The sequence below is a fragment of the Nonomuraea sp. NPDC049750 genome (genome assembly GCF_040659625.1).
In the GTDB taxonomy this organism is placed as follows: domain Bacteria; phylum Actinomycetota; class Actinomycetes; order Streptosporangiales; family Streptosporangiaceae; genus Nonomuraea.
On sequence record NZ_JBFANB010000001.1, the window covers coordinates 807,716 to 832,318 of the forward strand.

At 67.6% G+C, this 24,603-nt stretch carries 24 protein-coding genes; 15 read left to right on the forward strand and 9 right to left on the reverse strand.

The window, feature by feature from the left end; genetic code table 11:
- Nucleotides 1-49: 49 nt before the first annotated feature.
- On the reverse strand, nucleotides 50-1,339 hold the full coding sequence (locus AB0J16_RS03875) for an MFS transporter (protein ID WP_358534372.1): 1,290 nt from the start codon (nucleotides 1,337-1,339) through the stop codon (nucleotides 50-52).
- Nucleotides 1,340-1,430: 91 nt separating this feature from the next.
- On the opposite strand from AB0J16_RS03875, the gene idi reads away from it, so the two are divergent.
- Nucleotides 1,431-2,033, forward strand: a complete 603-nt coding sequence (idi, locus tag AB0J16_RS03880; RefSeq protein ID WP_358534374.1) for an isopentenyl-diphosphate Delta-isomerase — start codon at nucleotides 1,431-1,433, stop codon at nucleotides 2,031-2,033.
- Nucleotides 2,034-2,088: 55 nt separating this feature from the next.
- Here idi and AB0J16_RS03885 read toward each other — a convergent pair whose 3' ends face one another.
- Entirely contained in the window at nucleotides 2,089-3,168 is a 1,080-nt protein-coding gene (locus tag AB0J16_RS03885) for an inositol-3-phosphate synthase (RefSeq protein WP_358534376.1), read from the reverse strand.
- A 13-nt stretch (nucleotides 3,169-3,181) separates the two neighbouring features.
- Nucleotides 3,182-3,763 (reverse strand): PadR family transcriptional regulator, encoded by a 582-nt coding sequence (locus AB0J16_RS03890; protein WP_358534378.1) that lies wholly within the window; start codon nucleotides 3,761-3,763, stop codon nucleotides 3,182-3,184.
- A gap of 133 nt (nucleotides 3,764-3,896) precedes the next feature.
- On the opposite strand from AB0J16_RS03890, the gene AB0J16_RS03895 reads away from it, so the two are divergent.
- The 4 genes from AB0J16_RS03895 (at nucleotide 3,897) to AB0J16_RS03910 (ending at nucleotide 9,448) form a co-directional block, all read left to right on the forward strand.
- The gene (locus AB0J16_RS03895; RefSeq protein WP_358534380.1) at nucleotides 3,897-4,283 is read left to right on the forward strand and encodes a DUF5318 family protein; all 387 of its coding nucleotides are present in this window, start codon (nucleotides 3,897-3,899) and stop codon (nucleotides 4,281-4,283) included.
- A 232-nt stretch (nucleotides 4,284-4,515) separates the two neighbouring features.
- A complete protein-coding gene (locus tag AB0J16_RS03900; RefSeq protein ID WP_358534382.1) occupies nucleotides 4,516-7,065 on the forward strand; it encodes a transglycosylase domain-containing protein in 2,550 nt (849 codons plus the stop codon).
- On the forward strand, nucleotides 7,062-8,381 hold the full coding sequence (locus tag AB0J16_RS03905) for a glycosyltransferase 87 family protein (protein ID WP_358534384.1): 1,320 nt from the start codon (nucleotides 7,062-7,064) through the stop codon (nucleotides 8,379-8,381). Before AB0J16_RS03900 ends, AB0J16_RS03905 begins: the two co-directional genes overlap by 4 nt.
- A 2-nt stretch (nucleotides 8,382-8,383) precedes the next feature.
- Nucleotides 8,384-9,448, forward strand: a complete 1,065-nt coding sequence (locus AB0J16_RS03910; protein ID WP_358534386.1) for a mannosyltransferase family protein — start codon at nucleotides 8,384-8,386, stop codon at nucleotides 9,446-9,448.
- Nucleotides 9,449-9,511: 63 nt separating this feature from the next.
- Here the strand turns inward: AB0J16_RS03910 and AB0J16_RS03915 are convergent, their stop codons facing one another.
- A complete protein-coding gene (locus tag AB0J16_RS03915) occupies nucleotides 9,512-10,255 on the reverse strand; it encodes a deoxyribonuclease IV (protein WP_357938123.1) in 744 nt (247 codons plus the stop codon).
- A gap of 72 nt (nucleotides 10,256-10,327) precedes the next feature.
- Between AB0J16_RS03915 and AB0J16_RS03920 the strand changes: the two genes are divergently transcribed.
- Entirely contained in the window at nucleotides 10,328-10,507 is a 180-nt protein-coding gene (locus tag AB0J16_RS03920) for a hypothetical protein (RefSeq protein ID WP_225300943.1), read from the forward strand.
- 44 nt (nucleotides 10,508-10,551) lie between these two features.
- On the opposite strand, the gene AB0J16_RS03925 is transcribed toward AB0J16_RS03920, so the two are convergent.
- Complete coding sequence (locus AB0J16_RS03925; RefSeq protein ID WP_357938121.1) at nucleotides 10,552-10,878, reverse strand: hypothetical protein; 327 nt, start codon at nucleotides 10,876-10,878, stop codon at nucleotides 10,552-10,554.
- A 177-nt stretch (nucleotides 10,879-11,055) separates the two neighbouring features.
- Between AB0J16_RS03925 and rpsF the strand changes: the two genes are divergently transcribed.
- From rpsF to AB0J16_RS03960, 7 genes are all read left to right on the forward strand, one after another.
- Nucleotides 11,056-11,346 carry a 30S ribosomal protein S6 gene (gene rpsF / locus AB0J16_RS03930; RefSeq protein WP_026214314.1) on the forward strand — a complete coding sequence of 97 codons (291 nt, stop codon included), beginning with the start codon at nucleotides 11,056-11,058 and terminating at the stop codon, nucleotides 11,344-11,346.
- A gap of 87 nt (nucleotides 11,347-11,433) precedes the next feature.
- Nucleotides 11,434-12,000 carry a single-stranded DNA-binding protein gene (locus AB0J16_RS03935; protein ID WP_358534388.1) on the forward strand — a complete coding sequence of 189 codons (567 nt, stop codon included), beginning with the start codon at nucleotides 11,434-11,436 and terminating at the stop codon, nucleotides 11,998-12,000.
- Nucleotides 12,001-12,062: 62 nt separating this feature from the next.
- Nucleotides 12,063-12,299, forward strand: coding sequence for a 30S ribosomal protein S18 (rpsR, locus tag AB0J16_RS03940; RefSeq protein WP_020543048.1), 237 nt, complete (start codon nucleotides 12,063-12,065; stop codon nucleotides 12,297-12,299).
- A 14-nt stretch (nucleotides 12,300-12,313) separates the two neighbouring features.
- Complete coding sequence (rplI, locus tag AB0J16_RS03945) at nucleotides 12,314-12,760, forward strand: 50S ribosomal protein L9 (RefSeq protein WP_225300946.1); 447 nt, start codon at nucleotides 12,314-12,316, stop codon at nucleotides 12,758-12,760.
- A gap of 154 nt (nucleotides 12,761-12,914) precedes the next feature.
- Entirely contained in the window at nucleotides 12,915-13,781 is an 867-nt protein-coding gene (locus AB0J16_RS03950; protein ID WP_358534390.1) for an ABC transporter substrate-binding protein, read from the forward strand.
- Between the two features lie 41 nt (nucleotides 13,782-13,822).
- Nucleotides 13,823-14,671: an amino acid ABC transporter permease gene (locus AB0J16_RS03955; protein WP_358534392.1), complete on the forward strand. Its 849-nt coding sequence runs from the start codon at nucleotides 13,823-13,825 to the stop codon at nucleotides 14,669-14,671.
- Nucleotides 14,668-15,411, forward strand: coding sequence for an amino acid ABC transporter ATP-binding protein (locus AB0J16_RS03960; RefSeq protein ID WP_358534394.1), 744 nt, complete (start codon nucleotides 14,668-14,670; stop codon nucleotides 15,409-15,411). Before AB0J16_RS03955 ends, AB0J16_RS03960 begins: the two co-directional genes overlap by 4 nt.
- 587 nt (nucleotides 15,412-15,998) lie before the next feature.
- On the opposite strand, the gene AB0J16_RS03965 is transcribed toward AB0J16_RS03960, so the two are convergent.
- Entirely contained in the window at nucleotides 15,999-17,480 is a 1,482-nt protein-coding gene (locus AB0J16_RS03965; RefSeq protein ID WP_358534832.1) for an amino acid permease, read from the reverse strand.
- 62 nt (nucleotides 17,481-17,542) lie between these two features.
- On the reverse strand, nucleotides 17,543-18,844 hold the full coding sequence (locus AB0J16_RS03970) for an MATE family efflux transporter (RefSeq protein WP_358534396.1): 1,302 nt from the start codon (nucleotides 18,842-18,844) through the stop codon (nucleotides 17,543-17,545).
- 342 nt (nucleotides 18,845-19,186) lie between these two features.
- Here AB0J16_RS03970 and dnaB point away from each other — a divergent pair, with 342 nt between their 5' ends.
- Nucleotides 19,187-22,186, forward strand: coding sequence for a replicative DNA helicase (gene dnaB / locus AB0J16_RS03975; RefSeq protein WP_358534834.1), 3,000 nt, complete (start codon nucleotides 19,187-19,189; stop codon nucleotides 22,184-22,186).
- Nucleotides 22,187-22,205: 19 nt separating this feature from the next.
- On the opposite strand, the gene AB0J16_RS03980 is transcribed toward dnaB, so the two are convergent.
- Nucleotides 22,206-22,730, reverse strand: a complete 525-nt coding sequence (locus AB0J16_RS03980) for a GtrA family protein (protein ID WP_358534398.1) — start codon at nucleotides 22,728-22,730, stop codon at nucleotides 22,206-22,208.
- Nucleotides 22,731-23,014: 284 nt separating this feature from the next.
- On the reverse strand, nucleotides 23,015-23,716 hold the full coding sequence (locus AB0J16_RS03985) for an NAD(P)H-binding protein (protein WP_358534400.1): 702 nt from the start codon (nucleotides 23,714-23,716) through the stop codon (nucleotides 23,015-23,017).
- Between the two features lie 115 nt (nucleotides 23,717-23,831).
- Between AB0J16_RS03985 and AB0J16_RS03990 the strand changes: the two genes are divergently transcribed.
- Nucleotides 23,832-24,542, forward strand: coding sequence for a TetR/AcrR family transcriptional regulator (locus AB0J16_RS03990; protein ID WP_358534402.1), 711 nt, complete (start codon nucleotides 23,832-23,834; stop codon nucleotides 24,540-24,542).
- Nucleotides 24,543-24,603 lie beyond the last annotated feature (61 nt).

Here is a 24,603-nt window from a genome sequence, read left to right on the forward strand (position 1 = left end):
TGGCGCCTCGGATGATCAGTGGGCGGCCGTGGCGCGGCGCCCCAGGTGATCAGCGGGAAGCCGTGGCGCGCGGCGTCGGGATGATCATCCGGTAGATCAGGGCGCCCGCCAGGTAACCGGCCGTCACGATCACCACGGCCGTGTACGACTTGCCGTTGGCGGGCAGGATCGCCGCTGACAGGGCGGCCGCCAGCACGTACATGCCGTTGAACAGCATGTCGTAGATCGAGAAGGCCCGGCCCAGGTAGACGTCCTCCACGTCGCGCTGGACCGTGACGTCGGCGCAGATCTTGACGCTCTGCCCGGCGATGCCGAGCACGAACCCGGCGATCGGCAGGCTCCACGTCTGGAACGGCACGACCAGCACCGCCGTGAGCACGCCGGCCACGACCAGCGCGATCGGCACCCATCGCTCGATCGTGAACCGCGCGGTGGCCCACGGAGTGACGATCACCGCGAGGAAGAAGCCGACCCCCGAGGTGGCCACGACCAGGCTGAGCCCACGCAGCGCCACCTCGGAGTCGCCGCCGGAGAAGTAGTAGCGGTAGAGGATGATGCCGAGCGCGGTCGCCATGCCGTACATGAACCGGTGTGTCGCCATCGCGCCCATCGTGGCGGCTGCTGTGCGGTGGCCCACCAGGTGCCTGGCGCCGTCGACGAGACCGACGAGCACGTTGCGCACGGCCTGGCGGGCCTGCGGCCGCTCAGGGTCGAAGGAGGGGCCGAGCAGCGAGCGCTCCATCGTGCGGGCGATCAGCGCGCTCATCCCGGCGACCACGCCCGAGACGACGAGCAGCAGCGCCACGCCGAAGTCGCCGCTGCCGAACAGCTCACGCAGCAGGAACCCCACCCCGGCGCCGAGGAAGGTGAAAACCGTGCCCGAGGTGGGCGTGACCGCGTTGGCGGCCATCAGCCGATCTTCCGGCACCACGTGCGGCAGCGACGCGCCGAGGGCGGCCAGGAAGAACCGGTTGGCCGCGAGCACACCGAGCGCGGCCGCGTAGAAGACCGTGTCGGGTACGTCGGCGGCGACCAGCGCCGCCGCCACGACCAACAGCGCGCCGCGCACGATCGGCGCGACGACGAGGATCTGCCGCCGCGACCAGCGGTCGATGAAGACGCCGACGAACGGGCCGAGGATGCTGTACGGCAGCAGCAGCACGGCCAGCCCGGCCGCCACCTGCAGAGCCGTGGTCTGCGTCTCCGGACTGAAGAAGGCGAACCCGACCACGGCGAACTGGAAGACCCCGTCGGAGAACTGGGAGACCAGCCGGGTGGCGAACAGCCGTCGGAAGTCCCTGCCCTTCAGGACCACGCGAAGATCGGCGACGAATGACACGCAGTCAGCCTACTTCCGCCTGATTCACAGGTTGGTACAGCAGGCAGTCATTCGTCGCCAGTGACCAACATGATCACGTACGCTTCGTAGCGTGACGAAGGAAGAACACGTGGTGTTGGTCGACGGCGACGGCAACGCGATCGGCACCGCTCCCAAGAGCTCGGTGCACGGCCAGGAAACCCCGCTCCACCTGGCGTTCTCCAGTTACGTCTTCGACGAGGACAGCCGCGTCCTGCTCACTAGGCGCGCCGCGGGCAAACTGACCTGGCCGGGCGTGTGGACCAACAGCTGCTGCGGCCATCCGCTACCCGGCGAGCCCCTGGACCACGCGGTCAGCCGCCGGTTGTCCTACGAGCTCGGTCTGACGGTGGACCGGGCGGATCTCATGCTGCCGACGTTCACCTATCGCGCGGTCATGCCCAACGGCATCGTCGAACACGAACTCTGTCCCGTCTACCGCGTGACGGTCGACGCCTCCGCCATCCCGAACCCGGACGAGGTTGACGAAATCCGGTGGATGCCCTGGAAGGAGTTCGCGGATGGAGTTCTGAGCACCCTGCTGGCGATCAGCCCGTGGTGCCGCGAACAGGTCCCCATGCTGAACGAACTGGGCACCAACCCCCTGGACTGGCGCCCGGCCTCGGCGGAGGAGCTGCCTCCGGCCGCCCGAAGCGCTGCCCGTACCGCTTTGTGAGGCTTTGTGGGCTTGGTGGGGCGCCGCGCGGAGTGCACGGCGCCGGACCACGGACCTATCTGTCCACTTCGCCGCGGATGAACTTCTCGACGTAGTCGCGCGCGTCGTCGTCGGAGTACTGGACCGGCGGCGACTTCATGAAGTAGGAGGACGCGCTCAGGATCGGCCCCGCGATCCCTCGGTCGAGGGCGATCTTGGCGGCGCGCACGGCGTCGATGATGATCCCCGCCGAGTTGGGCGAGTCCCACACCTCCAGCTTGTACTCCAGGGTGAGCGGCGTGTCGCCGAACGAGCGCCCCTCCAGCCGGACGAAGGCCAGCTTCCGGTCGTCGAGCCACGGCACGTGGTCCGACGGGCCGATGTGCACGTCGGCCTTGGCCATCTCGTGCGGGATCTGCGAGGTGACCGACTGCGTCTTGGAGATCTTCTTCGACTGGAGGCGCTTGCGCTCCAGCATGTTCATGAAGTCCATGTTGCCGCCGACGTTGAGCTGGTACGTGCGCAGCAGCTCGACCCCGCGGTCCTCGAACAGCTTGGCCAGCACGCGGTGCGTGATGGTGGCGCCGACCTGCGACTTGATGTCGTCGCCGACGATCGGCACACCGGCCGCGGTGAACTTCTCCGCCCATTCCGGGTCGGAGGCGATGAACACCGGCAGCGCGTTGACGAACGCCACCTTGGCGTCCAGCGCGCACTGGGCGTAAAACCGGTCGGCCGCCTCGGAGCCCACCGGGAGGTAGGACACCAGGACGTCCACCTGGCTCTCGCGGAGCACCTGGACGACGTCGACCGGTGACTCGTCGGACTCTTCGATGATCTCGCGGTAGTACTCGCCAAGTCCGTCGAAGGTATGGCCGCGCTGGACGATCACCCCGGTGGGCGGCACGTCCGCGAACTTGATCGTGTTGTTCTCGCTGGCGCCGATCGCCTCGGACAGGTCGCGGCCGACCTTCTTGGCGTCGACGTCGAACGCGGCGACGAACTCGACGTCGCCCACGTGATAGTCGCCGAACCTCACGTGCATCAGGCCCGGCACCCGTGTGGCCGGGTCAGCGTCCTTGTAATAGTGAACGCCCTGAACCAGTGACGCCGCGCAGTTGCCAACACCGACAATGGCTACGCGAACCGAACCCATCGCACTCGCTCCCTTACTCATCAGTTGATCTCTCGGGGTTCTCCTCAGCGGAGCCCCGTCTCTCTGTCGCGATCAGCTCGTTCAGCCACCGCACCTCGCGTTCGACCGATTCGAGCCCGTGACGTTGCAGTTCGAGCGTGTAGCTGTCGAGGCGCTCCCTGGTGCGGGCCAGGGCGGTGCGCACGCTGTCAAGGCGTTCCTCCAGGCGGCTGCGGCGGCCTTCGAGGATCCGCAGTCTCACCTCCGCCTCCGTGTGCCTGAAGAACGCGAAGTGGACGCCGAAACTCTCGTCCTCCCACGCGGACGGCCCTGCCTGCGTCAGCAGGTCCTGGAGCCGTTCCTTGCCCTCCGCGGTCAGCTTGTAGACGATCTTCGACCGGCCCCCGACGATCGCGGCGGGCGCCGGCTGCTCCTCAACGATGAGGCCCTGTTCGAGCAGTGAGCGCAGACAGGGGTAGAGCGACCCGTAGGAGAAGGCGCGGAACATGCCCAGCAAGGCATTGAGCCGTTTGCGCAGCTCATAGCCGTGTAGCGGCGTCTCGTGCAGCGACCCGAGCACGGCCAGCTCCAGCACTCTGCCCTGTCCGCTGGCCACTGGAACCGCCCCCTCTCACGTCGATGTATCGAGCCGATACATCCCGATGATACGTCGCGCCGCTATATCGCCGCAATTAACGACTTTGCCAAGGCGTTGGGAGGATTCAGCAAAACGCCGTAGTCTGGCGCTCATGTGGTCACAGGGAAAGGTGGTGGACTACGGCCTTGCCAAGCGGGCGGTGGTCGACTTCCCGCACCCCAGGCGTACGTCGCCTGGGGATTTTCGTGACGCACAGCCAGACCTCCTTCCCGCGGCGCGCCACTTCGGCGAACCGACCGAACACCTCTGCCCGGTGTGCGAGGGGGAGAACGTCACCAGCGTGACCTACGTCTCCGGGGATTCCCCGTGGCGCCATGCCGGTGAGGCAAAGGTCGCGTCGGAACTCGCCGATATGGCCCATGATTACGATGAGTTCCGGGTGTACGTCGTCGAGGTCTGCCAAGGTTGTTCCTGGAACCACCTGACGGTGTCGTTCGTCCTCGGCAACGGACCGCCGGACCGCGTCGGGCGACCGTAGAAGACCGAGGACGGCGAAGGAGCCCCACGCCCATCCGCCGTGCTATCCGACGACGTTGTGAGGACGTGTGAGTAACAGCAGCAATGAGGGGACGGGTCGGCCTGGAAGGCGCCGTCGCTCCAACTCATCCCGTTCTGTGCCCCAAGAGACCTCGCCGCAAACCGGCGAAGCGGGCTGGGGGGCGGCACAGCCTCAGCGTCGGCCGGAAGCCGCGTACGAGCAGACCGGCGCGATGGCCGCCCAGCCATACGCGGGTCCCCAGCAGCCGGGCATGCCGCAACCAGGCCCCCAGCAGCAGCCGGGTCCGGGCGGTCCCGGCCCCCGCCAGCCGGGCCGGCGCGAGGCCGCGCCGCGCGAGCCGGGGCAGCGGCGCCAGGGCAGCCGTGAGGGTTCGCGTTCGCGCGGCGAAGGCGAATACGACACCCGCGCCCGCAGCAACCAGGAGACCATGATCAGCGACGCGCCCAGGCGGGCGCGCGGGCGAGGCTCCGGCGGACCTCAAGGGCCTGGCGGCCCCGGTGGTCCCGAGGGTCCCGAGCGGCCCAAGGACGAGCGGCCGAAATGGCGCCGCTTCATCCCCAGCTGGAAGATCGTCATGGCCTCGATGACGGTCCTCGCGGCCGGCATCTTCGGCATGATCGCGGTGGCCTACGCCAACACCCCGGTGCCCGACGAGAACGACACGCAGGCCGGAGCGACCGCACAGGGCAGCACTGTCTACTACTCAGACGGCAAGACGGTCATCGCCAAGCTCGGCACGCCCCGGAAAATCATCCCGTACGAGCAGATGTCCGAGAAGCTCAGGGATGCCACGGTGGCCATCGAGAACGACACGTTCTACGAGGACTCCGGCATCTCCATCTCCGGTATGGCCCGCTCGCTGTGGATGACCGCGACGGGTCAGCAGTTGCAGGGCGCCTCGACGATCACCCAGCAGATGGCCCGCGGTTACTACGGCGGCCTCAGCTCGGAAGTCTCCATCAAGCGCAAGGTCAGCGAGATCTTCATCGCGGTCAAGCTCAACCAGACGAAGCCCAAAGAAGACATCCTGAAGACCTACCTCAACACCGTCAACTTCGGCCGGGCCTATGGCGTCGAGGCGGCAGCCCAGGCGTATTTCGGCCCGAAGAAGCATGCCTCGAACCTCACCCTGTCGGAGGCGGCCTACCTCGCCGCGCACATCCAGACGCCGAGCTGGGGCTCCGAGGACCCCGCGCTCAAATTCCGCTGGAAGACCGTCCTGGACTACATGGCCAAGCAGTGGCCGGACAAATACGCCGCGGAAGCGAAGACGGCGGAGTGGCCCAAGATCAAGAAGTCCAACACGGACAGCGCCTACGCGGGTCTCAACGGCTACATGCTCGAGGCGGTCACCCGGGAACTCGAGGCGCGCGGCATCACCATGGACGCCATCAAGAGCAGCGGCTACGAGATCGTCACCACCTTCGACAAGAGACTCATGCAGGCCGCCAAGACCGCGGTGCTGGAGTCGACGAGGGGCAAGTCGAAGGAGTACCACACCAGTCTCGCCGCCGTCGACCCCAGGAACGGCCGCGTGGTGGCCTTCTACGGAGGCACTGACTACCTCAAGGATCCGTGGAACGAGCCCTTCGACTCGGCCAAGCAGGCCGCCTCCGCGTTCAAGCCCTACGTCCTGGCCGCGTGGCTGAAGGCCGGGAAATCGCTCAGCAGCTATGTGCCGGGCAGCGTGACGGTGCCGAAGGTGCTGCCTGGACAGCAGCCCGGCGGATTCAAGAACAGCCACAACGTGGGCGCCTCGATCGACGTGGTCAAGGCGACCGCGCAGTCCGTCAACACCGCCTATGTGTCGATGGCGTACGCGCTGCCCGACAAGCTCGACGACGTCAAGAGTCTCGTCGAGGCGGCCGGGTTCAGCGAGAAGCGCATGGAGCAGGACGTCAAGGACCACGGCTTCGGGTTCGCCATCGGCAGCGCACCGGTGACCGCCGTGGAGCAGGCGGCCGGATACTCGATCTTCGCCAACGCCGGTAAGTACACCAAATATCACGTGGTGAAGGAGATCAAGCTGAACAAGCAGGTCGCCTATCCCGAGCAGAAGTCCTCCAAGAACGTGATCAGCCCCGAGGCCGCCGCCGACGCGACGGTCGCCATGCAGGAGGTGCTGCGCAGCGGCACCGCGCAGGGCAAGGGCCTGGGCAACCGCCCGGCGGCGGGCAAGACCGGCACGAACAACGACGAGAAGGAAGCCTGGTTCGTCGGTTACACCCCGCAGCTTTCGACGGCGGTCGGGATGTATCGCGAGATATGCCTGACAAAGACTGGCAAGACCGTCCAACCCATCAACTCGAACTGCCCCAGCACCCCGCATGGCAGGCCACCGGACAAGAAGTACAACGCCAACAAGCCCTACACCACGGCGAAGGAGACCACGCTGGGCTTCGAGGGTGCGGACACGCCCACGACGATCTGGCGCGCGTTCATGACCGCCGCACTCCAGAACAAGCCGGTCGAGCAGTTCCCCACCAGGGCCGACATCGGACAGCCCGAGAACATCGTGCCGAGCCCGACGCCCACGCCGACGGCGACTGAGGACCCGTCGCTCGAGGACCCCAACGCCAACTGCGGCGTCGTGCCGCCGTGCACCGGCGACGACCCCGACCAGATCATCACGGTCGACCCCAACCAGAACGGCCAGCCGCAGGACGACGGCGGCGGTTTCGACGGGCGGGGCCGCCAGAGCCAGGGGTCCAACCCGGTCATCGTTCCCGGACCGATGCCGAGCAGACGCGAGGACTGGTGAACTCGAGCACCGAGGTCCGCCCACCGCTCATGAACCGGGCCGTGCCGTACCTTCCCCTGGGGCTGTTCGCGGCCCTGGGGGCCACGCTCGCCTACATCGTGCGGCTGCCCTGCCGCACGGGCGGGTGGAACGACCAGGTCTCGACGTACCAGAACTTCTGCTACACCGATATCTACCCGCTCTACTTCGACCGGCAGCTGGCGACGCAGAACCCCTACTTCGCCGACGTGCCCTTCGACAAGCACGTCGAATATCCGGTGGTCCTCGGCGAGGTCATGCAGGTGATCAGCTGGATCGCCCGCTGGCTGGAGCGCGACGTGGTCGCCCAGGCGGTCAGGTTCTACGACATCACCGTCATCCTGCTCGGCGTCTGCCTGGTGGCCGGCGTGCTGCTGATGGCGGCGGTGGCGGGACCGACCAGGCGGTGGGACGCGCTCTGGTACGCGCTCGCCCCTTCGATCGTCCTGGCCGCCTACATCAACTGGGACCTGGTCGCGGGCGCGCTGTCGATGGGCATGCTGCTGGCCTGGGCCCGGCAGCGGCAGGTGCTGGCCGGCGTGCTGCTCGGCCTGGCGATCGCGACGAAGTTCTACCCGATCATGTTCGTCGGCGCGCTCCTGCTGCTCACCATGCGCACCGCGCGATGGCGGCCGTTCCTCGTCACGATGGGCGCGACCGCCGGCTCCTGGCTGGTGGTCAACGTGCCGTTCATGGTGCTGGCCTGGGACGGCTGGCGCCGGTTCTACGTCTTCTCCGAGGAACGCGGCGTCGACTGGGGCTCGCCCTGGCTGTTCTTCCAGAACAAGGGCTGGCCGATCCTGGGTGACACCGACGTCAGCCGCCTGGGCATGGTCTCGCTGGGCCTGCTGTGCCTGGGCATCGCGGCCCTCACGCTGATGGCGCCGCGCCGGCCGCGGCTGGCGCAGATCTGCTTCCTCGCGCTGGCCGCGTTCATGATGACGAACAAGGTGTGGTCGCCGCAGTTCGTCCTGTGGCTGGTGCCCTTCGCGGTGCTGGCCAGGCCCAACTGGAAGCCGATCGCGCTCTGGCAGGTCGCCGAGATCTGGTATTTCTGCGCGATCTGGCTCTATCTGCTCTCCCAGTCTCCGGTCAGCCGTCCCGACCTGGGCATCGGCGACAACACCTACTTCACCGCCGTATGGGGACGGGTTCTCACGATCGCCATCATGATGGCCTTCGTGGTACGTGACATCCTGCGTCCCGACAAGGACGTCATCCGGCAGACCGGCATCGACGACCAGGCCGGGGGCGTCTTCGACGGGGCCCCGGACCGGTTCACCCTGCGCCCGGCCTAGCCATGATCACCCGCTCGGCCGACCGCGACGCGACGCTCCTCTGGTTCGCCTCGCGCGGCGGGCTGCTGGTGGCGACCCTGCTCGGCGTCGCGCTGCACGACTACGTGGGCACGTGGCGGAAGTGGGACGCCGGGCTGTTCATCACGATCGCCGAGCACGGCTACGACGGCGATCCCGGCAGGCCGCCGGACGCCGGGCTGCCCGCGTTCTTCCCCGGCCTGCCGCTGGCGATGCGGGTGGTCCACCTCGTGGTGCCGGACTGGACGGCCTGCGGGCTGATCGTCTCGCTGGTCGCCGGTCTGGTGGCGGTGGTGGCACTGGCCAGGCTGACGGAGTTCGAGGGCGGCTCGGGGTGGGCCGCGGTGGCCGGCCTGCTGTTGTTCCCGATGGCGGTCTTCCTGGTCGCCGGCTACAGCGAGGCGCTGTTCCTGGCGTTCGCGATCCCCGCCTGGCTGGCCGCCCGTCAGGGCCGCTGGCCGCTGGCCGCCGCCCTGGCCGCGGGCGCCTCCTGCGTACGCATCACCGGGCTGTTCCTGGCGGTCGCGCTGATCGTGGAGTTCCTCACCAGCAGGCAGCCCATCCGGCGGGCGCCGTGGCTGCTGGTCCCCTTCCTGCCGCTGGTGGCGTACTCCTTCTTCCACTACAGCCGTTCGGGGGACTGGCTCGCCTGGAAGCACGCCCAGGAGGCCGGGTGGGGACGGCAGATGGTGTGGCCGTGGCAGGCGTGGAGCACCACGTGGCAGTCGGCCATGGGCACGGGTGACTTCGCGATCGCCTTCCGCATGGAGCTGGCCGGTGCGGTGGTGGCCGTGGCCGCGCTCGTCTGGCTGCTGGTCATGCGCCGGTGGAGCGAGCTGGTCTACACGGGGTTACAGGCGGGGGCGCTCATGACCTCGGCGTACTACCTGTCGATCCCGCGCTCGCTGCTGCTGTGGTTCCCGCTGTGGGTGGCGTTCGGTCGGCTGGTGGCCCGCCATCCATGGGTGATGGTGGTGTACGCCCTGGTGGCGGGGCCGCTCATGCTGCTCGATGTGGTCCGCTTCCTGAGCGGCGCCTGGGCAGGATGATCTCCATACCCACTTTCAGGACTCGGTAATCCAGGGAAGTTATCCACAGGCTGTGTGTATTCGCTAGAGGTTCTTCCTCAGGAACGCGATGTCGTCGGCCTGACCATCGCCGGGCGTCTCCACCACGATGGGCGCGGCCGCCGCGCGGCAGACCGCCAGGATGAGCTCGGGGTCGATCTTCCCGTTGCCCAGGTTGGCGTGCCGGTCGGCACCGGAGTCGAACTCGTCGCGCGAGTCGTTGCAGTGCACCAGGTCGATGCGGCCGGTGATCGCCTTGACCCGGTCGACCAGGTCGAGGAGCTCCTCACCGCCCGCGTGCGCGTGGCAGGTGTCGAGGCAGAAGCCCACGTCGAAGCCGTCGAGGGCGTCCCAGAGCCGGGCGATGCGGTCGAGCCTGCGGGCTATCGCGTTGTCGCCGCCCGCGGTGTTCTCGATCAGCACCGGGATCGGGCACTCCATGCGCTCGAACACCTTGCGCCAGTTGTCGAACCCGATCTGCGGGTCCTCGTTCTTGTTCAGATGGCCGCCGTGCACGATCAGGCCCTTGGCGCCGAGCCCGGCCGCCGCCTCCAGGTGCTGGGCGAGCAGCTTGCGGCTGGGGATCCTGATGCGGTTGTTGGTGGTGGCCACGTTGATCAGGTAGGGCGCGTGGATGTAGATGTCGACGCCCTCGACCGGCTCGGCCGGCAGCACGGGCTTCTTGTAGCCCTGTGGATCGCCCAGGAAGAACTGCACCACCTCGGCCCCGATCGCGGCCGCGTGGGCGGCTGGGTCGTCCTGACCTACGTGAGCTCCGATGCGCACCATGTCACGAGCTTATCCGTTTGGAGCAGAGGGCTCAGGGAAGTCGCCAGGCGCCCCCTACGCGAGGAGAACGATATGACGCGCTGGCGCTGGCGCTCACTGATCTTCTTAATCTGGGTTCTTATCGGCATCTATGTGGCCTGGGTCTACCACTACATCACCCCGGGGATCCTCCGGAACATCGCCGAGGCGCTCCTCGCGGTCTTCCTGTGGTTCCTGGTGCTGCTCGGCGTGGATCTACATATCGGTAAATAGCCTGAGACGAACGGTCCCGGCCCGGCCGGGACCGTTTCGCGGCTTTACGGGAGGAAGCCGCCGTGCGCGATGCCGAGCGCCACGCCGACGAACGACGCCACCAGCCCGATGATGTTCAGCGAGCGCTGGGGCGTGGTCACCGAGACGTACTGCGAGTAGAGCCCCATCCCGAATCCGAGCGTGCCGAACCACGCGGAGATCGGGTGGGCGGCGACGAAGAACGTCGAGATGAAGGCCACCAGCCCGCACACGAGCGTGGCGACGGCCAGGACGTTCTCGATCGGGTGCGGCGCCCCGTCGCTGTTGAGCGTGAGTCTGAACCGCTGGGTCTCCGGAGGTTGCAGGATGTGCGGCACTAATGTCACCCCCATGGGTTTCCTACAGGTCCTTCCCATCCGCGAGCGGCTGGTAACCTGGTCAAGCTGCGTTGTGATGGGTGATCCATCAGCCTGAGACGCCGAAAGGGGCGTCCGGGTCCTGACGTCAGCGTCCTCCTGTCACGGCAGAGTGTCGTGACCGCAAGAGTCCAGAGGAGGTTGGAGTCCCGCATGCGTCGTTACGAAGTAATGGTCATTCTGGACCCTTCGCTCGATGAGCGCACTGTGGCGCCGTCCCTCGACCAGTTCCTCACCGTCGTCCGCAACGACGGCGGCACTGTGGAGAAGGTCGACGTCTGGGGCCGTCGCCGTCTCGCCTACGACATCGACAAGAAGTCGGAAGGCATCTACGCCGTCATCGACCTGTCCGCGGAGCCCGCGACGGTCAAGGAGCTCGACCGGCAGATGAACCTCAACGAGGGCATCCTGCGCACCAAGGTTCTCCGCCCCGACGTGCACTAAGCAGCCGTTGCCCGGCTTTTTGTCGGGCGGCAGCCGTACTCTGAGCCGTAACCAAAGCGAAGGCGTGCAGGAAGGCGAGCGCAAGCCATGGCAGCAGGCGACACCGTAATCACCATCGTCGGCAATCTTGTCGACGATCCGGAGCTGCGCTTCACCCCCACGGGTCAAGCCGTGGCTCGATTCCGCATCGCGTCCACTCCGCGGTTCATGGACCGCCAGACCAACGAGTGGAAAGACGGCGAAAGCCTCTTTCTGACCTGCAACGTGTGGCGGCAGGCGGCGGAGAACGCCGCCGAGAGCCTCCAGCGTGGCATGCGGGTCATCGTGCAGGGGCGGCTCAAGCAGCGGTCTTACGAGACCAAGGAAGGCGAGAAGCGCACGGTCTACGAGGTCGAGGTCGACGAGGTCGGCCCGTCTCTGCGTAACGCCACGGCCAAGGTCAACCGCACCACCCGTCAGGGTGGCGGCGGTGGCGGCGGCTTCGGCGGCGGCCCGGCCGACGACCCGTGGGCCTCCGCGTCGCCCGCTCCGCCCCAGGGCGGCGGCGGTTTCGGCGGCGGCGGCGGTGGCGGCTACCAGGGCGGCGGTCAGCAGGGCGGCTCCGGCGGTTTCGGCGGCGGCGGCAACGACTTCAGCGACGAACCGCCTTTCTAATTCCAGTTCACCAGCCCGAGTCCATTCCCGCTTGACGGCGGGGCTCTGAAAGGAGCACCACGATGGCAAAGCCGGCACTGCGCAAGCCCAAGAAGAAGGTTTGCCTGTTCTGCCACGACAAGATCTCCTACGTCGACTACAAGGACACGGCTCTGCTGCGGAAGTTCATCTCCGACCGCGGCAAGATCCGGGCCCGCCGGGTGACGGGCAACTGCACCCAGCACCAGCGTGACGTGGCGACCGCGATCAAGAACGCCCGTGAGGTGGCCCTGCTGCCTTACACGAGCACCGCGCGCTAGGGAGGACTGTCGATATGAAGCTCATCCTCACCAACGAGGTCTCCGGCCTCGGCACCCCTGGCGACATCGTCGAGGTAAAGGACGGCTACGGCCGTAACTTCCTCATCCCGCGCGGCTACGCCATGCGCTGGACGCGTGGCGCCGAGAAGCAGATCGAGTCCATCAAGAAGGCTCGTGACGCTCGCGAGATCCGTGACCTGGGCACGGCCAAGGAGGTCGCCGGCCAGCTCGGTGCCCTTCGCGTCCGCCTGGTCACCCGCGCGGGCGACTCCGGTCGCCTGTTCGGGTCGATCACCACGGGTGACGTCGCCGAGGCCGTCAAGGCCGCCGGCGGTCCCATCCTCGACCGCCGTCGCATCGAGATCGTCAACCCGATCAAGAGCGTCGGCTCGCACAAGGTCAGCGTCAAGCTGCACCCCGAGGTCTCGGCGTCGGTCGACGTCGAGGTCGTCGCCGGCTGACGACTCTCAGCCTCGCCGCTGCCCCCTCTCGCCTGCGAGAGGGGGCAGCGCTGTCTCTATGGCCGGTATGGGTGCAGGTGGGGGACATGGTGCACCAACCCGCAGCGTAAGATTTGCTCGTTCTTCCCGCGCCCCTTCCCTGGAGGCCCCAGCCATGGCCCGACCCTCGATGCTGCTGGCCCTTGGCGTGCTTGCGGCGGCGGCCGTCGCCTGCGCCCCCGCCGACACTCCGCCGAGCGCCGCCCCGCTCAGCCCCACGGCGTCCACCGCGTGCACCAAGGACCAGCTCAAGCTCGTCAACGCGGGCAAACTGACGATCGCCACCGACAAGCCCGCCTTCGAGCCGTGGTTCAAGGACGACGACCCGAGCAACGGCCAGGGCTTCGAGAGCGCGGTCGCGTTCGCCGTCGCGGGCGAGCTCGGCTTCGACCGCACCGAGGTGCAGTGGAGCACGGTCAAGTTCGACTCGGCCTTCGCACCGGGTGCCAAGCAGTTCGACTTCGACATCAACGAGGTCTCGATCACCCCGGACCGGGCCAAGGCGGTCGACTTCAGCCACGGCTACTACACGGTCAAGCAGGCCATCGTGGCCATGGGGGACGGCAAGTTCGCCGGCGCGAAGAGCCTGGCCGAGCTCAAGGACGCCAAGATAGGCGTACAGGTCGGCACTACCTCCCTCAACGCGGTCAAGGAGGTCATCAAGCCCGGTGCCGAGCCCAACGTCTACACCGATCAGATCGACGCCGTCAACGCGCTGAAGAACAAGCAGGTCGACGCGATCGTCGTGGACCTGCCCACGGCCTTCTATGTGACGGCCGCGCAGGTCGAGAAGTCGAAGATCGTCGGCCAGTTCAGCTCGACCGGCGGCACGCCCGAGGAGTTCGGCCTGGTCATGGAGAAGGGCAGCGCGCTCAAGCCGTGCGTCGACAAGGCCGTCGACGCGCTGAAGTCCAAGGGCGAGCTGACCAAGATCGAGCAGCAGTGGCTCAGCGCGGCCGCGGGCGCGCCCGAGCTGAAGTGAGCGAGCCTTCTGTGAGCGAGCCTTCAGCGGGTGAGCCTTCAGTGAGTGAGAGCGCTGTGGTCTGGGTCAAGAGCGAGCGGCAGCTCGAACGCGAGCGGGTCCGCAGGTCGCGGGCCCGGCGCTCGACGTCCATCGCCGGGGCCTCGACGATCGTCTTCCTCGTCCTGGCGGTGGTGGTGGTCACCCACTCGCCCGGCTGGCCGCGGGTGCGGGAGTCGTTCTTCAATCCGGAATGGTTCGTCAAGGCGCTGCCGGAGGTCCTGACCGGGTTCCTGCTCAACATCAAGATCTTCCTGATCGCGGAGCCGCTGATCCTGCTCGTCGGCGTGCTGGTGGCCCTGGCCAGCACGGTTACCGCGCCCGCCTTCTTCCCGATCCGGGCGCTGGCCACGCTCTACACCGACATCTTCCGCGGCGTGCCGACGATCCTGGTCATCTACCTGGTCGGCTTCGGGTTGCCCGCGCTCAGGCTGCAGGGCATTCCGACGGATCTGGCCACGCTCGGCATCATCGGCCTGACGCTCTCGTACGGCGCGTACGTGGCCGAGGTGTTCCGGGCGGGCATCGAGTCGGTCCATCCCAGCCAGGTGGCGGCGGCCCGCTCGCTCGGTCTGAGCCACGCCAAGGCGATGCGCTTCGTCGTGCTCCCGCAGGCCACTCGCCGGGTCGTCCCGCCGCTGCTCAACGACTTCATCTCCCTGCAGAAGGACACGGCGCTGGTGGCCACCATCGGGCCGCTGGAGGCGCTGAGGCAGGCGCAGATCATCGCGGCCAGCAAGTTCAACTACACGCCTTACCTGGTGGCGTCGCTGCTGTTCATCCTGCTCACGATCCCGATGGCCCGCTTCACCGACCACCTGGCCGCCCGTACGAGAAGGAGGCGCGGATGAGCCTGCTGACCATCGACGGGGTGTGGAAGAACTTCCGCGGCCACAGCGTCCTGCGCGGCATCGACCTGGAGGTACGCCCGCACGAGGTCGTCAGCCTGATCGGCGCGTCAGGGTCGGGCAAGTCCACGCTGCTGCGCTGCGTCAACCTGCTGGAAACCGTCGACGACGGCGTCATCCACCTCGACGGGCAGGAGATCACCGATCCTCGGGCGAACGTCGACGACGTACGCAGGCGGCTGGGCATCGTGTTCCAGGCGTTCAACCTGTTCCCGCACATGACGGTGCTCGACAACATCACGCTCGCGCCCCGGCGGGTGCACGGGGTGGCCAAGGCCGAGGCGGAGGAGCAGGCGGGCGAGCTGCTGGGCAGGTTCGGGCTGGCGGACAAGGCCCGCTCCTACCCCGACCAGCTCTCCGGCGGCCAGCAGCAGCGGGTGGCCATCGTCCGCGCGCTGGCCACCAAGCCACGGCTGATGCTGCTCGACGAGGTCACCTCGGCGCTCGACCCGGTGCTGGTCGTGGAGGTGCTCCAGGTCATCAGGGAGCTCAAGGACTCGGGCATGACGATGATCCTGGCGACGCACGAGATGGGCTTCTGCCGCGACATCTCCGACACGGTGTGCTTCCTGGAAGGCGGGGTCATGCTGGAGAAGGGCCCACCTGAGATGATCTTCACCGATCCGGAGCACGCCCGTACGAGAGACTTCCTGAGAGCCGTACTGGACTCCGGACGGCTCTAGCGGGCCCCCACGAACGTTCACCGGGTATCCGCTTCCCCGAAGTTCCCGGGACCCCGACCACGACGGACCGCTTCTCCCCCCAAGGGGCTCCCTCCCTAAGAACCTCAGCCACGACGGACCGTTTTCGTCCGTCCCCCGGAGCCCTTCCTGGGAGCCTCAACCACGATGACCCGTTTTCGTCCTCCGCCGGAAGGGACGTCCCCTCTTGGGGCCCTAGCCACGGAGGACCGTCTTCCTCCCGCTCCCCTGGAGGGGGTTCCTTCCTGGGGGCCTCGGCCACGTGGGACCGTCCTGGGGGCCTCGGCCACGTGGGACCGTTTCGTCCGCTCCCACGGAGGGGGTGTCCCCTTGGGGCCCTAGCCACGGAGGACCGTCTTCCTCCCGCTCCCCTGGAGGGGGTCCCTTCCTGGGGACCTCAGCCACTACGGACCGTTTTCATTCGCCCCCTGGAGGGGGTCCCTTCCTGGGGACCTCAGCCACTACGGACCGATTTCATTCGCCCCCCGAAGGGGGTATCCCTCCCGAAGGACACCAGCTACCACGGACCGTCACAGTGATTGAGACGGTCGTGACAAACCACCCCGGGCTTAACGCCGATGGCGCCCTCTGGCGTGGTTCAGGGGAGGCAGCTCGGGCTGGGCCAGCAGGCTGTGGCGCCGACCGTACACAAGATAGACGAGCAGCCCGAAAGCCATCCACAGGACGAACCACGCCCAGGTGAGCACCTGCAGATTCACCATCAGCCAGAGCGTCGCCACCAGGGACAGCGCGGGCAGCAGCGGCGAGAGCGGGACGCGGAAGCCGCGGTCGAGGTGCGGCATCCGGCGCCGCATGACGATCACGCCCGCCGCGACGAACATGAACGCGAACAGCGTCCCGATCACCACCAGCTGCTGCAGCGTGAACACCGGCACGAGCTCGGCCAGCAGGATCGCGATCACTCCGATGAGCAGCGTGACCCGCGTGGGGGTGTGATATTTGCGGCTGATCGTGGCCAGACGGCGCGGCATCAGGCCGTCGCGGGCGATCGAGAACAGTACGCGCGTCTGCCCCACGATCAGCACCAGGATGACCGTGGTCAGCCCGAGCACCGCGCCGATGTCGATGACGTGCGCCATCCAGTCGACACCCACGACGCGGAACGCGCTGGACAGCGGCGAGTCGGGGGAGATGCCGGTGTAGGGGATCATGCCGACCATGACCACGGCCACCGCGAGGTAGATGACCGTGGCGATCACCAGGCTGCGGATCATGCCCTTGGGGATGGCCCTGGAGGCGTTCACGGTCTCCTCGGCGGCGGTGGCGACGACGTCGAAGCCGATGTACGCGAACGCGATGGCCGACGCCGCCGCGAACACCCCGAACCAGCCGAACGCGTGACTCTGCCCCACGACCACGTCGAGCACGGTCGCCGCTGGGCTGGTGGTGGGCTTCGGCTCGGTGTAGAGGTCGCCGAAGTTGGCCACTTTGACGTACCGCGCCCCGACGACGATGACCGCACCGATGGCCAGCAGCTTGGCCGCCACCATCACCCACAGCGCCCGCAGCCCGACCCGCGCGTTGAGCGCCACGACGCTCGTCAGCACCACCAGGATGAACAGGACGAACACGTCCTCGACCACGTTCTGGTACGGCAGGCGCACCCCGAACCCGGTGATCGCCCGGACGGTGATCAGCGCCCACGCCCTGGCCACCACGGCGACGGCCAGTTCCAGCTCCAGGATCAGCGCCCAGCCGATGATCCACGCCCATACCTCGCCGAAGATGACGTAGGTGAAGGTGTAGGCGCTGCCCGAGGTCGGCATCGTGGAGGACAGCTCGGCGTAACACAGGCAGGCCAGCAGGCAGGCGATCCCGGCGATCATGAACGACAGGATCACCCCGGGGCCGGCCATGGTCGCGGCCTGCTGCCCGGCGATGCTGAAGATGCCCGCGCCGATCATCACGCCGAGCCCGAGCACGACCAGATCGGCGGGCCGGTAGAGCTCGGAGAGGCTGTGGCGCGCGCCTGTGCGTAACCCGGTCGCCGCTTCGGGCGGCAGCCGCCGGAGGATCGTGGACAAAGGCACACCCCGCTCAGGGAACCCGCCCACAGTGCCGCACCACACGCGTAACAGCAAGCACGGGACGATTACGCCCCGGTCACCAGCCATGCCGTACCGAGCGCCCTTTGTCTCAGTGTGATCAAACGTGCGATCATCCACACCCCGAGCGCGCACCAGAGTGCGACAATGCCGAATCCGGAGGCGAGAAAGGCACACGGCAGGTACGCGAGCGTCGTCCACAGGGCCGCCCACGCGAGGTAGCGCTGGTCACCCGCGCCGATCAGCACTCCGTCGAGCACGAACACCACGCCGCACACCGGCTGGAACAGCGCCACCGGCCAGAGCACGGCCAACAACTGCTCGGTCACCTGTGGATCGGCGTCGAACAGGCCGGGCAGCAGCGGCCGGGCCGCGACGACGAGCACGCCGAGCACGAACCCCGACCAGAGGCCCCACTGCACCATGCGCCGGGTCGCGGCCCTGGTGGCGGCCACGTCTCCGGCGCCGAGCGTACGGCCGGTGATGGCCTGGCCGGCGATGGCGATGGCGTCCAGGGCGAAGGCCAGCAGGGTCCAGACCTGGGTGGCGATGGCGTACGCGGCCAGCTGGGCCTGGCCCATCCTGGTGGCCACCACGGTCGCCGCGATCAGCACGACGCGCAGGCAGAGGGTCCTGATGAGCAGCGCGAAGCCGGCCGTACCCGCCTGCTTGACGCCCGCCAGGTGAGGCGTGAGCGATATGCCGAGCCGCAGCGCGCCCTTGGCCACCACGACGAGGTAGACGGCCGCACCCAGCGTCTGAGCCAGCACGGTGCCCCAGGCCGAGCCCGCGATGCCCCAGTGCAGCCCGAGGACGAACCACGCGTTCAGCCCCGCGTTGAGCGCGAACGAGCCCACCGCGACGGTCAGCGGCGTGACCGTGTCCTGCAGGCCGCGCAGCACGCCCGTCCCGGCCAGTACGACCAGCATGCCGGGCGCGCCGAGCAGCGAGATGCGCAGGTACGTCGTAGCCTGCCCGGCCTGCTCCGGGGCCGCCCCGAACAGCCCGACGATCGGCGGGGCGAGCGGCCAGCAGACCGCGATGAGGGCGGCGCCGATGGCCAGCGCGAGCCAGATGCCGTCCACGCCACTGCGCATCGCCCTGGCATGATGGCCCGCACCGCTCTGGCGGGCCACGGACGCCGTCGTGCCGTATGCGAGGAAGACACAGAGGTTCACCACCGTGGCCAGGATCGTGCCCGCGACGCCCAGGGCGCCCAGGGCGGTGGTGCCCAGCCCGTGCCCCACGATGGCATAGTCGGCGAGCAGGAAGAGCGGCTCGGCGACCAGCGCGCCGAACGCGGGCACGGCCAGGCGCAGAATCTCCCTGTCCTGCGGCGTAATGGGCATTTACCTATTATGGCCATTACACGGCGTGTCGGGCCAACTTTCTTTCCTCCACAGCCGGTGGACAAAGTTTCCGCAGGTCAAGAGGGATGCTGTGGATTGTGGACAGAGTTATCCACAGCTCCGTCCACAGTTGTTTCACACCCTGAGCCGAATAGTGCACAGCTTGACCACAGGGTTGTCCACAGGCCGCGTTGCCGTCTCACCGCGAACCCGCGAAACTGTCACACCGGTCGACTACAAGTGGGGGTGGTGCGACCGCCTGCAAGGTGTTGAGGGGGCGCGGTGAGCATTGACGAAGAGGGCGGCGCAGGCCCGGGGTTCGAACGTACGCCGCCCAGCAACATCGAGGCGGAGCAGTCGGTTCTGGGCGGAATGCTGCTGTCCAAGGACGCGATCGCGGACGTGGTGGAGCTCATCCGCTCCGACGACTTCTACCGGCCCGCCCATCAGATGATCTATGACGTCATCACCGATCTCTACGGCCGCGGCGAGCCCGCCGACGCCGTCACGGTCTTCGACGACCTGCAGAAGCGCGGCGAGATGGCCCGCGTCGGAGGTGCCGCCTACCTCCACACGCTGACGGCCGTCGTCCCCACCGCGGCCAACGCCGGCTACTACGCGAAGATCGTCCGCGAGCAGGCCATCCTCCGCCGCCTCATCGAGGCCGGCACGCGCATCGTCTCCTTCGGCTACGGCGGCCAGAACGAAGAGGTCGACGACCTGGTCGACCGCGCGCAGGCGGAGATCTACAAGGTCACCGAGCGACGCACGTCCGAGGACTACGCGCCACTGGCCGACATCATGCCGGGCGCCCTCGACGAGCTGGAGGCCATCGGCAGCCGCAGCGGCCAGATGGTCGGCGTGCCGACCGGCTTCCAGGACCTCGACCAGCTCACCAACGGCCTGCACCCGGGCCAGATGATCGTCGTCGCCGCCCGCCCGGCCATCGGCAAGGCGCTGGCGCTCGACACGCCGCTGCCCACCCCAGCGGGCTGGACGACCATGGGCGAGGTCGCGGTCGGTGAGTGGCTCCTCGGGGCCGACGGCAGGCCGACGCGGGTGATCGCGGCCACCGAGGTCATGCATGGCAGGCCGTGCTACGAGGTGGAGTTCAGCGACGGCACGGTGATCGTCGCGGACGCCGGGCACCAGTGGCGGACGGCGCACGGCGTGCTGACCACGGAGGAGATCTTCAAGGCTGAGGGCGGGGCGGCCCACGCGGTCGCGGTGTCGGCGCCGTTCGCGCTCGACGAGCGGGAGCTTCCCGTGTCGCCGTACGAGCTCGGTGTCCGCCTCGGTGACCTGAGCAGCGCCGATCCGGACAAGCACATCCCCTCGCCCTACCTGCGCGCCTCAGAGGGACAGCGACGCGACCTGCTGGCCGGCCTGCTCGCCTCGGACGGCTTCGTCGGGGAAAAGGGGCGGATCCTGTTCGGGGCCGCCGTGGCGAGTCGGCGGCTCGCTCATGACGTGCGCGAGCTCGTCCTGAGTCTCGGTTACAACGCCACCACCATGCACGCCGACCAGGGCTACTCGCTCGACTTCACCACTGAGGACCGCTCCATCGTGGACGTACGCCCGGTCCCCTCGCAGCCGGTCCGCTGCGTCGAGGTGGACAACGCCGACCACCTCTACCTGGCGGGCAGGACGTGCGTCCCCACCCACAACAGCACCTTGGGGCTCGACTTCGCCCGCTCCGCGGCGATCAAGCATGGGATGACCACCGTCATCTTCTCGCTGGAAATGTCGCGCAACGAGATCACGATGCGTCTGTTGTCGGCCGAGGCGCGGGTGGCGCTGCACAGCATGCGCTCGGGCAGCATGGGCGACGACGACTGGACCAGACTGGCCCGGCGGATGAGCGAGGTGGCCGAGGCGCCACTGTTCATCGACGACTCGCCCAACATGTCGATGATGGAGATCCGGGCCAAGTGCCGGCGCCTGAAGCAACGCAATGACCTGCGCTTCGTGGTCATCGACTACCTCCAGCTGATGAGCTCGCCGAAGAAGACCGAGAGCCGCCAGAACGAGGTCTCGGAGATCTCCCGTGCGATCAAGCTGCTGGCCAAGGAGCTGGAGGTGCCGGTCATCGCGATCTCCCAGCTCAACCGAGGCCCCGAGCAGCGCACGGACAAGCGGCCCGCGGTCAGCGACCTGCGCGAGTCCGGCTGCCTGACCGCTGGGACCCGCCTTTTGCGGGCGGATACGGGTGTGGAGATCACCCTGGGAGAGCTCCTCGAATCGGGAGCGCGTGACATCCCGGTGTGGTCGCTCGACGAGCGCCTGAAGCTGGTGCCGAGGACGATGACGCACGCGTTCCCCAGCGGGACAAAGGAAGTCTTCCGGGTACGGCTGGCCTCAGGTCGCGAAGTGGACGCGACGGCCAATCATCCCTTCCTCACCTACGACGGCTGGCGCGCCCTCGGGGACATAGGCGAAGGCGTCAGAGTGGCCGTCCCCAGGCATCTGCCTGCCCCCTTGAACGTGGTGCCCTGGGCTGAGGGCGACCTGGTCCGGCTCGCACATCAGCTCGGCGACGATTCCTCAGCGACGCAGGCGGAAAAATCCATGCCATCAGGGGTCTTCAGCCTGCCGAAAGCGCAGCTGGCCCTTCTCCTCGGGCATCTATGGGCAGCCGACGGATCCATCACTGACGCCAGGATCTCTTACGCGACGGCCAGCCAACGTTTGGCGCGCGACCTGCAACTCCTGCTCTTGCGTTTCGACATCAAATCGCGGCTGCGGTCGGCAGGAAACACCCCTGGCCGTCCGCAATGGACGCTCGATGTCGCCGACGTCGATGATCAGTCGCGATTCCTCAGGAAGATCGGTGTCCACGATGCGGTGGCGGCCAGCGCTCTCGCCCATCTGGAAAGGACGAAACCGGCCGACCGCTTGGACACGATTCCCTCGGAAGTCTGGACGCGAGTCCGCGAGGTGATGATCGACCAGCCGAGCCTGAAGGTCATCCGGCCTTCTGGGCAACGCCTAGGGAAGATCGCGGGCGTGCTGGAGCATGCGGACCTGGAGATGCTCGCGACCAACGATGTGTTCTGGGATGAGATCACCTCGGTTGAGAGCCTGGGCGAGCTGGAAGTCTACGACGCGACTGTGATGGGGACGCATAACTTCCTCGCCAACGGCATCCACCTGAAGAACTCCATCGAGCAGGACGCGGACATGGTCATCCTGCTGCACCGCGAGGACGCCTACGAACGGGAGTCGCCGCGGGCGGGCGAGGCCGACCTGATCGTAGCGAAGCACCGAAACGGCCCCACGGCGACCGTCACGGTGGCCTTCCAGGGCCACTACAGCCGCTTTGTCGACATGGCCCAGCACTAGCCTCGGGCTTGCCGGGCGGTCATGCCGCCTCGTCCGTGGGATCGGGAGTGGGCGCCAGTCGCATGCTGCCGGGCTGGGCCTTCTCGTCGGGGAAGACCCACTTCCGGAACGCCCAGAAGCGGAAGACCATGGCGATCAGCGTGCCGATGATCTGCGCGCTCATGAAGTCGGCGATCTCCTGGGTCACCAGGCTCACATCCGGGGTCTCCAGGTGAAACGCGTACCGGGAGATCCAGAGCGGCGCGGAGCTGAGCACCAGACCGACGCCACTGACCAGGAAGAACAGCGCCGCCTCGTGACGGCGCTCGCGGCCGCCCCTGGTCCGGAACGACCATTCGCGGTTCAACACGTAGGACACGATCGTCGCCACGAGCACCGCGATGATCTTCGCCGTCACCGGCTTCGGTTCCAGAATGGTGAGCTTCAGCCCGTAGAACACCGTGTTGTCCACCAAGAACGCTGTGCCACCCACTATCGCGAACTTCAGGAGCTCGCGGTGCTTCAGCGTAAGGGCGTGCAGCGGGTCCGGTAATCTTTCGAGCACTGCTTTTGGTATTCGGAGCACCCTCGATCTTCTCACCGATCCGACATCGCAGAGCGTATCCAAAGGGATTCCCGGACGCGACAGGTCTTACCCCCGGAGGGGGTCCCCTCGTAGGGACTCAGGCCACCACGGACCTGCTTCTACTTCACCCCCGGAGGGGGTATCCCTCCATGGGGACCTCAACCGCTACGGACCGTCACAGGGATTGAGACGGTTGTGTGACGAACCGCCTGAGGAGCCGAGGCTCCGCGATTCCGTGAGCATGAAAGGTGGGGCTGGCCGGTTCAATAGCCGATGGTGAAGCGCCGCTGGACGAAGCGCGGCAGTTCAACCTCGTCGACGATGGCGACGGCGGCGTCCTCCGAGGAGATTCGGCTGCGTCCGTCGGCGTCGAGGACCGGTTGGTCGCCACCGATCCGGAAGCGGCCGGTGCGCTGGCCGGGAGCGATGTCCTCGGCCGGGCTGAAGTAGGTCCAGAGCCGGTTGGACGTGCGCAGGACGTTCAGGGCGTCCCGATGCCCGCGTACGGCGGCGGCGTACTCCCTCGGCAGTCCGATCTGATCGAGGGTCTCGTGCAGGAGTTCGTCAGAGTCGGCTCGTACGAGGCCAGGCTCGATCTCCAGGCTGCCGGCGCCGCCGATCACGATCAGCCGGGTTCGGGGGTGACTCTCCAGCGCCTTGAGCAGCGCTCGGGCGGCGGTGGCGTAAACCGTGGGATCGGCGATCGAACGCGACACGGTGTCGGCGAAGTCGTCGGCGGCGTTGCCAGGCTGGAAGCCGCTGATCAGGACGTCCAGACCGGGCAGGATCGCGGCGATGCTTCCGGCATCGAGGACGTCGACGCTCTTCCAGACGATGTTCTCGCGCTCTTCGCTGATCCGGGTGGCGTCGCGGCTGAACGCTGTGACGTGATGCCCCCTGTGGAGGGCTTCGGTGACGACGCGGCTTCCGATGCCGCCCGTGGCTCCGATGATGCCGATGCGCATGGGTCTCCCTATGTGTTCGCTGTCAGACGCGTGTTTCGCTGTCAGACGCGACGAGACTATACGGCGTGAAGTTTTTATACGGCAAGCAGTCTAGTGACGCTGTAGAGTGGCCGCTGTGGGAAGCACGGGAGGACGCCGCGAACGGCTGCGGGTCGAGACGACGGCGGAGATTCAGCAGGTCGCGCTCAGGCTGATGGCCTCGGGCGGACCCGACGCGATCACATTGCGGGCCATCGCCCGTGAGATGGGCATGACCGCCAATGCGATCTACGGCTACTTCGCCACCCGCGACGATCTGGTCACGACGCTGATCAACGAGGTCTACACCGCGCTGGCCGACGCCGTGGACGCCGCATGGGCCAAGGCCCCGGCCGCGCGTCCGGCCACTCGCATCCAGACGTGGGCGCGCGCCTTCCGGGACTGGGCTCTGGCCAATCCCGAGGGATTTCGCCTCATCTATGGCGACCCCGTGCCCGGCTATCAAGCTCCCGAGGGCGGCGCCGCCCCGGACGCCGCGCATAGGGTCTGTACGGGCATCGCCGCCCTGGCGGATGCCGCCTGGCCGCACGCCCAACGCCTTTACGCGCACAGCGACTTCCAATGGTCCGACTTCGACGGCGGGCTTCTCGGTAAAGTCCGCCCGGCATTCCCCACCCTGCCGCCGGCCGGCGTGGCACTCGCGCTGCGCATCTGGGGCCACCTGCACGGCCTGGTGTCACTGGAGATCTACGGACACCTGCGCACCCAGACGATCAGTCCCGACAAGCTCTTCCAAGAAGAACTGGCCCAGCTCGTCCGGTCACTTGGCCTCGAATCCGAGGCATGACCCGCGACGGTCGTCGCCGCCGCAGCTCGACGGCGGTTCGCAGGCCCTCGGCGGCGTGGCC